Annotated in this window: 5 protein-coding genes; 4 read left to right on the forward strand and 1 reads right to left on the reverse strand. The window is 59.7% G+C overall.

From position 1 onward, the window contains the following. Positions 1–431 precede the first annotated feature (431 nt). From EN935_RS16495 to EN935_RS16510, 4 genes are read left to right on the forward strand one after another with little or no spacing between them, the layout of a single operon-like run. Positions 432–1,880, forward strand: a complete 1,449-nt coding sequence (locus EN935_RS16495) for a TolC family outer membrane protein (RefSeq protein WP_109659506.1) — start codon at positions 432–434, stop codon at positions 1,878–1,880. Between the two features lie 39 nt (positions 1,881–1,919). Beyond that, positions 1,920–4,052 (forward strand): type I secretion system permease/ATPase, encoded by a 2,133-nt coding sequence (locus EN935_RS16500; RefSeq protein WP_127262905.1) that lies wholly within the window; start codon positions 1,920–1,922, stop codon positions 4,050–4,052. Positions 4,053–4,091: 39 nt separating this feature from the next. Then, the gene (locus tag EN935_RS16505; RefSeq protein WP_127262904.1) at positions 4,092–5,381 is read left to right on the forward strand and encodes an HlyD family type I secretion periplasmic adaptor subunit; all 1,290 of its coding nucleotides are present in this window, start codon (positions 4,092–4,094) and stop codon (positions 5,379–5,381) included. After that, positions 5,371–6,012, forward strand: coding sequence for a ribbon-helix-helix domain-containing protein (locus tag EN935_RS16510; protein ID WP_109659512.1), 642 nt, complete (start codon positions 5,371–5,373; stop codon positions 6,010–6,012). The genes EN935_RS16505 and EN935_RS16510 overlap by 11 nt, the downstream gene beginning before the upstream one ends. A 55-nt stretch (positions 6,013–6,067) precedes the next feature. Here EN935_RS16510 and EN935_RS16515 read toward each other — a convergent pair. Further along, positions 6,068–6,814, reverse strand: a 747-nt coding sequence (locus tag EN935_RS16515) for a transglutaminase-like cysteine peptidase (protein WP_245488987.1), incomplete at its 5' end; no start/stop codon positions are given.

Below are 6,814 nucleotides of genomic sequence, written 5' to 3' on the forward strand. Positions count from 1 at the left end.
GATCTACACCCGCGAGAACATCTAGTCGGCGCCGACAGGCTGCCGAGAGCGTGTTTTGGCGGGAATTGCTATCCTCGATGGCACGCGGCACCTAGCGTGGCGCTGTCCGAAACAGCGATCCAACTCTGGATTAGTCGTCAATAGCGACTGTTCGCGTCTGCTACGATTCTGCCCGCATTGGCCGGCGGCCCTCATGTTTTTGCGGTTTCCCACACGTGACAGCGTCCGGGTGCAACCGCAGCGGGTCGATGTTTATGTGCTATTTTTGCTACATCCCGCAGCCTTGTAGCGCGAATCAGCTCTTTTAGTGTTATCTAAATTAATAATCACTCACATATTTCGTGAATCTGTTGGATAGTTCTCCAACGGCAGCCCCTGGGCTTGGTTGTAGCGCTGTGAAAAGGCGCTGGGGAAACGTTAGGGTGGGTTGAATGAATACGACAAGCGTGTCGACCATAGGCAAGCGCCTTGGTCTCTTGATGGCGGCCACGATGCTGACCTGCGCGAGCGCTCATGCGCTCACGCTCAAGGAGGCGATGGCTGTTGCGGTGGAATCCAATCCCGAGATTGGACAGGCGATCGAAAACCGCGAAGCAATCGAGTTCGAGCTGCGGCAAGCCAAAGGCCTTTATCTTCCCAGTGTCGATGTCGAGGCATCGGCTGGCGTTCGCCGGCTGGACAATCCATCCAGGCGCTCGCTTTCCATACAAGACGATGCGCTCTATCCAGCTGAAACGGATCTTACCGTTTCGCAGACGCTTTATGACAGCGGCGCAAGGCGGGCCGAATTGAACCGCCAGGCATCGCGCGTCGATGGCGCTTCATTCCGGGTGCTGGAACGGTCCGAATTCATCGGGCTGTCCGTTGTCCAGGACTACCTGGAGTACATGCTGCAGGCGTCGATTGTCGCCGAAGCGAAGAAAAATCTCGGCTTCCATCAGGCAATTCTCGGCGACATCCGGCAAGGCATCTCGGGCGGCGCGCTGAACGAGGCCGACCGGCAACAGGCCGAGGAACGGCTGTTCGCCGCCAAGGCGCGCATGCAGGAGGCGACCGAGGAACTGGAAGCGGCCAAGATCCGCTTCTTCAAGACCGTCGGAAAGCCGCTGATCAGCCCTTCGAGACCGGGCGACGTCTCGGCCGCACTCCCGCGCTCGCTTGACGAGGCAATAGGGTTGGCGCGCGAAAGCAATCCGCGCGTGCACATGGCCAACAGCGACATCGACGCGGCGGCCTCCCTCGTGGACGCTGCGCGGGCAAAATTTGGCCCCTCCATCATCGCTGAAGGTGTCGCCCGGGCGGGAACTGACATTGACGGTGACAATGGCGACACTTCCGACCTGCAAGCGCGCGTGGTCCTGCGCTGGAACCTCTACCGCGGTGGCATCGACAAGGCCAATGAGCAGGAGCAGATCCGCCGCACCAGTGAACAGCGTCTCGCGCTGCATCAGGTCCAGCGCGAAATCGAGGAAGCTGTTCGCACCTCATGGGATCGCCGGTTCCGGCAAGCCGATCTGGCAAAGACCCTGAGGCAACAGGCCGCCGCCAATGAGAAGCTGGTCGCTTCCTATCGCGAGCAGTTCAAAGTCGGACAGCGCTCGCTGCTCGACGTGCTCGATGCACAGAATACGCGGTTCAACACGGCAACGCTGGCGGACACCGCTTCCTATGCATCGCTGTTTGCCCAGTACCGGCTTCTGGCCGCGACCGGACAATTGCTGAAAACGATGAACCTTCAGCCGGCAAAGCAAGCGACGGCCTATGCACGAGCCGAGTTTGCAGCACCGGAAACCGCAGACACGGAAACCTATGCGCGGACGCCATCGGAGCAGAAGAACGACCTGCCTTTCGACATCCTCGCCCCAGTGAGGAAGAAATAAGACGGCACAAGGTCCTGCGAGAGTCCTGACGGGCAGATCGTGAACCAGCAACCCAACATCCTCTCCCCCAAGGAGGCGTTCAAGGCCTGCTTCTCAGCGGTTGCCGGATATCTCGGCAGGCCGAGCGCGGAGACCGTGCTGTTCGCCGGCGTGCCGCTCTCGGACACGCGAATTGAGGTCGACGACATCAGGCACCTTGCCGAGCGCATCGGCCTGGAAGTCACCGAGTTCAGTCACCGCGACTTTCTCAGGGGACGCGTAGACTTTCCCGCCATCGTCTTTCGCGTCAGCCAGTTGCCGGTCGCCCTGCTCGCCCAAACCGAAGGCGGTGCATACATCACCGCGCCGCAGGAAGACGGCCGCACCGCAATCGACAGATCGGAACTCGCCGCCAGCTATATCAGCGGTGGCGTATCCTTCTCGATAACCTACGCCAACGCCGCCGAAGGCATGACGGTCGGCTCGGCAGCCAAGATCGAGAGAAGACACTGGCTGACCGGAACGATGGGCGCTTTCTGGCGGACCTATTCGAAGGTCGTTCTGGCGGCGGTGTTCATCAATGTTCTGGCCATAGCCTCGCCGATCTTCACCATGAACGTCTACGACAGGATCCTGCCCAATAAGGCAGTGTCGACGCTGTGGGTCCTGGCGATCGGCATTGGCGCTGTCATCCTGTTCGACCTGCTCTTGAAGACGGCCAGGGCTTCACTCATCGACTATGCAGGGCGCAAAGCGGATCTTCGGATATCCTATCTCCTGTTCGAGAAAGTGCTGAACTCGTCGCTGTCGGCGCGTCCCGGCTCGACCGGTGAATACGCAAACAGGGTCACGCAATATGAGTTCGTCAGAGAGTTCTTCACCTCGAACACCATCAGCGTGTTCATCGACACGGCCTTCGTCTTCATCTTTCTTCTTGTCATCTACGCGATAGGCGGCTGGCTGGTGATCATACCGGCGCTGGCCTTCGTGATGTCCGTCATCGTCGGTTTGATCACCCAGCGCCGCATCGGCAAGCGCGTCGCTGCGTCGATGAACGAAGCTTCGCAACGCCAGGCCCTGTTGGTTGAATCCATCTCCACGCTGGAGACCATCAAGTCGCTGCGCGCCGAGGCGTATCTGCTGCGAAAATGGGGGGAGCACTCCAAGAACGCCGCCAACACGTCCGAGAAGATCAAACAGCTTTCGGCGGCCGCGGGCAACATAACCCAGTCCATACAGCAACTGGTGACCGTCGCTCTGGTCGTGGCCGGCGCTTATGCCTTCTCGGAAGGGCATGTCTCGACGGGAGCAATCATAGGAACGGTGATGCTGGCGAGCAGGGCCGTAGCGCCGCTCGGCCAGATCGCCATCACCCTGTCCCGGTTTCGCCAGGCCATGCTCTCGTTGAGAATGGTGAACTCGATCATGGCTCAACCGGAAGACCGACCGGAAACGGTGGGTTTCGTCAACCGCCCCATTCGCAAGGGGGCGATGGTGTTCAGGAATGTCGGGTTTGTCTATCCGGGCTCCGAAAACGAGGTTTTGACCGGCCTGAATTTCTCGGTCAAGCCGGGTGAGCGGATCGGCATCATCGGCCGCATAGGATCGGGAAAGACGACGATGGGCCGGCTGATCGGCAGGCTTTTCCTGCCGACCTCCGGTGAGCTGCTGCTGGACGGGATCGATATTCGCCAGTATCACCCGTCCGAGGTTCGCGCCGCGGTCGGCATCGTTGCGCAGGCTGGCGATCTGTTCTCGGGCACCATCAAGGAGAACCTCCTGATGGCATGCCCCGAGGCTACCGATGAGCAGATCATCGAGGCGGCAAAGGCGGCTGGCGTCGACGATTTCGTCTCACGCCACCCACGCGGCTACGACATGAATGTCGGCGAGCGCGGCACCAATCTTTCAGGCGGCCAGAGGCAGACGGTGGCGATCGCACGCCTGCTGCTGACCAAACCGAAAATCGTCTTTCTGGATGAGCCGTCGGGCTCGATGGATCTCGCATCGGAACGCCAGTTGATCAAGCAGCTCAAAGTCGCCTTTGACCGTGACACCACGCTGATCGTCTCGACACATCGCTTCAGCATGCTTGAACTGGCCGACCGCCTGATCGTTATCGAACAGGGCAAGATCGTTGCTGACGGACCGAAAGACCAAGTCATACAGGCGTTGCAGAAAACAAGCGCCTGACAAGACAAATATTGCATCCAATGCGTTGGGGCGTGGGAAATGCTTGCCAGAGAAGATCGACCGCCGCTGTTTGCGTCGGCGTCCATATTCATCATCGGAGCGCTCTTCGTCGTTTTTGTCGCCTGGGCGTCCTTTGCCGAAGTCGATGAGATCGCACGCGGCGACGGCAAGGTCATACCCGCTTCCAAGACCCAGATCATTCAGGCGAGCGAAGCCGGTGTCGTTCAGGAAATCGCCGTGACGATTGGCCAGATCGTCAAGAAGAACGATCTCATCATTCGCCTGGACAACACGCTCAACACGTCCAGTCTTGGCGAGCAGCAGGCCAAGGCGCGCGCGCTGGAAGTGCGCATAGCAAGGCTGAAATACGAACAGGCCGGCAATCTCTCGGGCCCATTTCCGTGCCCGCCGGACATTCAGTCAATCGCTCCGCAAATCTGCGACAATGAACAGAAGCTGCTCATCGCCCGACGCGAGAACTTCGACAACAAGCTGTCCGTGCTCAAGTCACGCCTTGACCAGCGCGAGAGGGAACTGGCCGAGGCGGTGGCCAATTCCGACCGTCTGACCAAAAACCTGGTGGTCAGCGACCAGGAGGCAAAACTGGTCGACGCGATGGTCAAGAAAGGCCTGATGGCACGGACCGAGCAGCTCCGGGTAGAGCGCGAACAGACCGAACTCAACGGCCAGCTGAACCTAGCCGGCGAAACGATAAAGAAGATCAAATCGTCGATTACGGAAGCTCAGCTTCAGGTCGAAGAACTCGGCCTGCAACTGCAGCAGGAGGCATTGGACGACCTTACCCAGGCGCTGGCGGACCTTTCGGTGGTGGACGAAACCATAAGGGGGGCCACCGACAAGGTCGCGCGCACCGATATCCGGTCTCCGGTGGACGGCATCGTCAACACGCTGGAGCTGAACACGGTCGGGGCCTTCGTCCAGCCTGGTGCTGTCGTGGCCGGCATCGTGCCAACCTCCGAGACCTTGCTTGTGGAGGCACGGGTCTCGCCACGGGATGTCGCGTTCATCCGTCCCGACCAGGAAGCACTTATCAAGGTCACCGCCTATGATTTCTCGATCTTCGGCGGCATCGAAGGCAAGGTCTCTAACATTACGGCTGACAGCTTGGTCGACCAGAAGACAGGGGAACCCTATTACCAGGTGCGCGTGTCGACGGACAAATCGACACTTGAGAGAGACGGCAAGGCTTACTCGATCATCCCCGGAATGATCTGTTCAGTCGACATCAAGACCGGGCGCAAGACGATCCTGCACTACCTCTTGAAGCCGATCAACAAGGCACGTGAGGAGGCGATGAGTGAGCGGTAGCGCCAGCTTTCACCATCCTGATGGCGAGCGGCTGCTTCCTGCGGTCACGGCCCAGGATTTTGGGCTGGAATTTCGGGTCGTGGCACGTGGCGGCATACGACGCGGCATCCGTCTGGAGCGGGCATTCTGGATGTCGCTGAAGCAGATGGCTGAAAGCAGGAAGTGCACGATCGGCATGCTCATCGATGAGATCGCCGAAAGCCAGGCGCAGACAGGTAACCTGACATCCGCGATCAGGGTGGCCTGCATGCGTGGATTGGCGGACGAAAACCTGACTTTGCGAAGGCTTGCGTCGATCAATACCATCAGCGCTATACTGCTCGCTTGCCCGTCACCGGCCTTTGCCCTGGCTTCATCGAAGAAGATCCTGACGTTCAACGCGCCGTTCCAGCAACTGGTCAAGCGTCAATTGCCGATCGTTCCAAACGATGATGCCCGGCACGACCTCAAGCTGGCGCTGGACCTCAATGTGGCCGACATCTTCGCGCGGCTCGACGCCAATGGCGAAGCGCCCGTGGCTACCGGTTTTGTCATCGGTGCCGGTGACCGTCGATACCGAGGGCAGTTGAATGTGGTGAGGGCTCCGGTGGTCGAGCCGGAGTTGCTGATGGCGTTCGTCTTCGGCGGTTAGACCACAGATAGACTGTCCCCCCGCGCCGGAATGCATCGCACAATCTTGCCGAAACCTATGGCTGAAAACCTTCGCCAGGTGCGACGGTTGCGAAACCGCCTTTGATGTCAGCCATCTGGGCTCCGCCCGGTCTCGAGCCGTGGATCCAGGCCCGGTCCGTGCTGAACGAATAGAGCGGAACGTAATCCGGGAGATCGCTATCGCGCACAACAGTGTTGCTGAGGCTGTCGAGAATGAAGGTGCCGCTGCCTGTGCTCACCGAGAGTACAGCGTGAAAGAATCCTCGCTTGCGGTCCTGGAGAACAACGAGCGCCATGCTTTGCGTTGGAATGCCAGCCCTCAGCAGAGCCGTCATCTTGAGGATGGCAAAATCCTCGCAGTCGCCGGCGCGCCGCTCGAGAATCTCCGAAGGCTTCGCCCAATAGTCGAGTTTGCCGTAGACGACGCTGTCTTTCCGGTATGCGATCAGGCGATTTACGCTGCTGTTGACGAAGGATAGTTTCTCGCTGAATCCCTTGCCTTGGGCGGCGGAGATCATGTCGGCAAAAGCCGCGCTCTTGCGCTCGCAGGCACTGCCTGCCGAGCAGGCGGTGATTGCCTGGTAGACAGGCGCCCAGCGCGCCGCGACTGGAAAATTGCGCATCGACAAAGCAACCGATCCGAACACGCCCGGAATGATCGACGCCGTCTGCACCGGATCTATCCCGGCCTCACCTTGTGCCACTGACGAGCCATCCCCGCGGTCGGAAACCGCCGCGCCATAGCTGCTGAAAACCATGCCGATCCGGTAAGGGGCCACAGG

Origin of the sequence: Mesorhizobium sp. M7D.F.Ca.US.004.03.1.1 (assembly GCF_003998635.1) — a bacterium.
Lineage (GTDB): Bacteria > Pseudomonadota > Alphaproteobacteria > Rhizobiales > Rhizobiaceae > Mesorhizobium > Mesorhizobium loti.

Coding starts and splice junctions, on each gene's coding strand:
- EN935_RS16495 (WP_109659506.1), top strand. CDS start 432: ATGAATACGACAAGCGTGTCGACCATAGGCAAGCGCCTTGGTCTCTTG.
- EN935_RS16505 (WP_127262904.1), top strand. CDS start 4,092: ATGCTTGCCAGAGAAGATCGACCGCCGCTGTTTGCGTCGGCGTCCATA.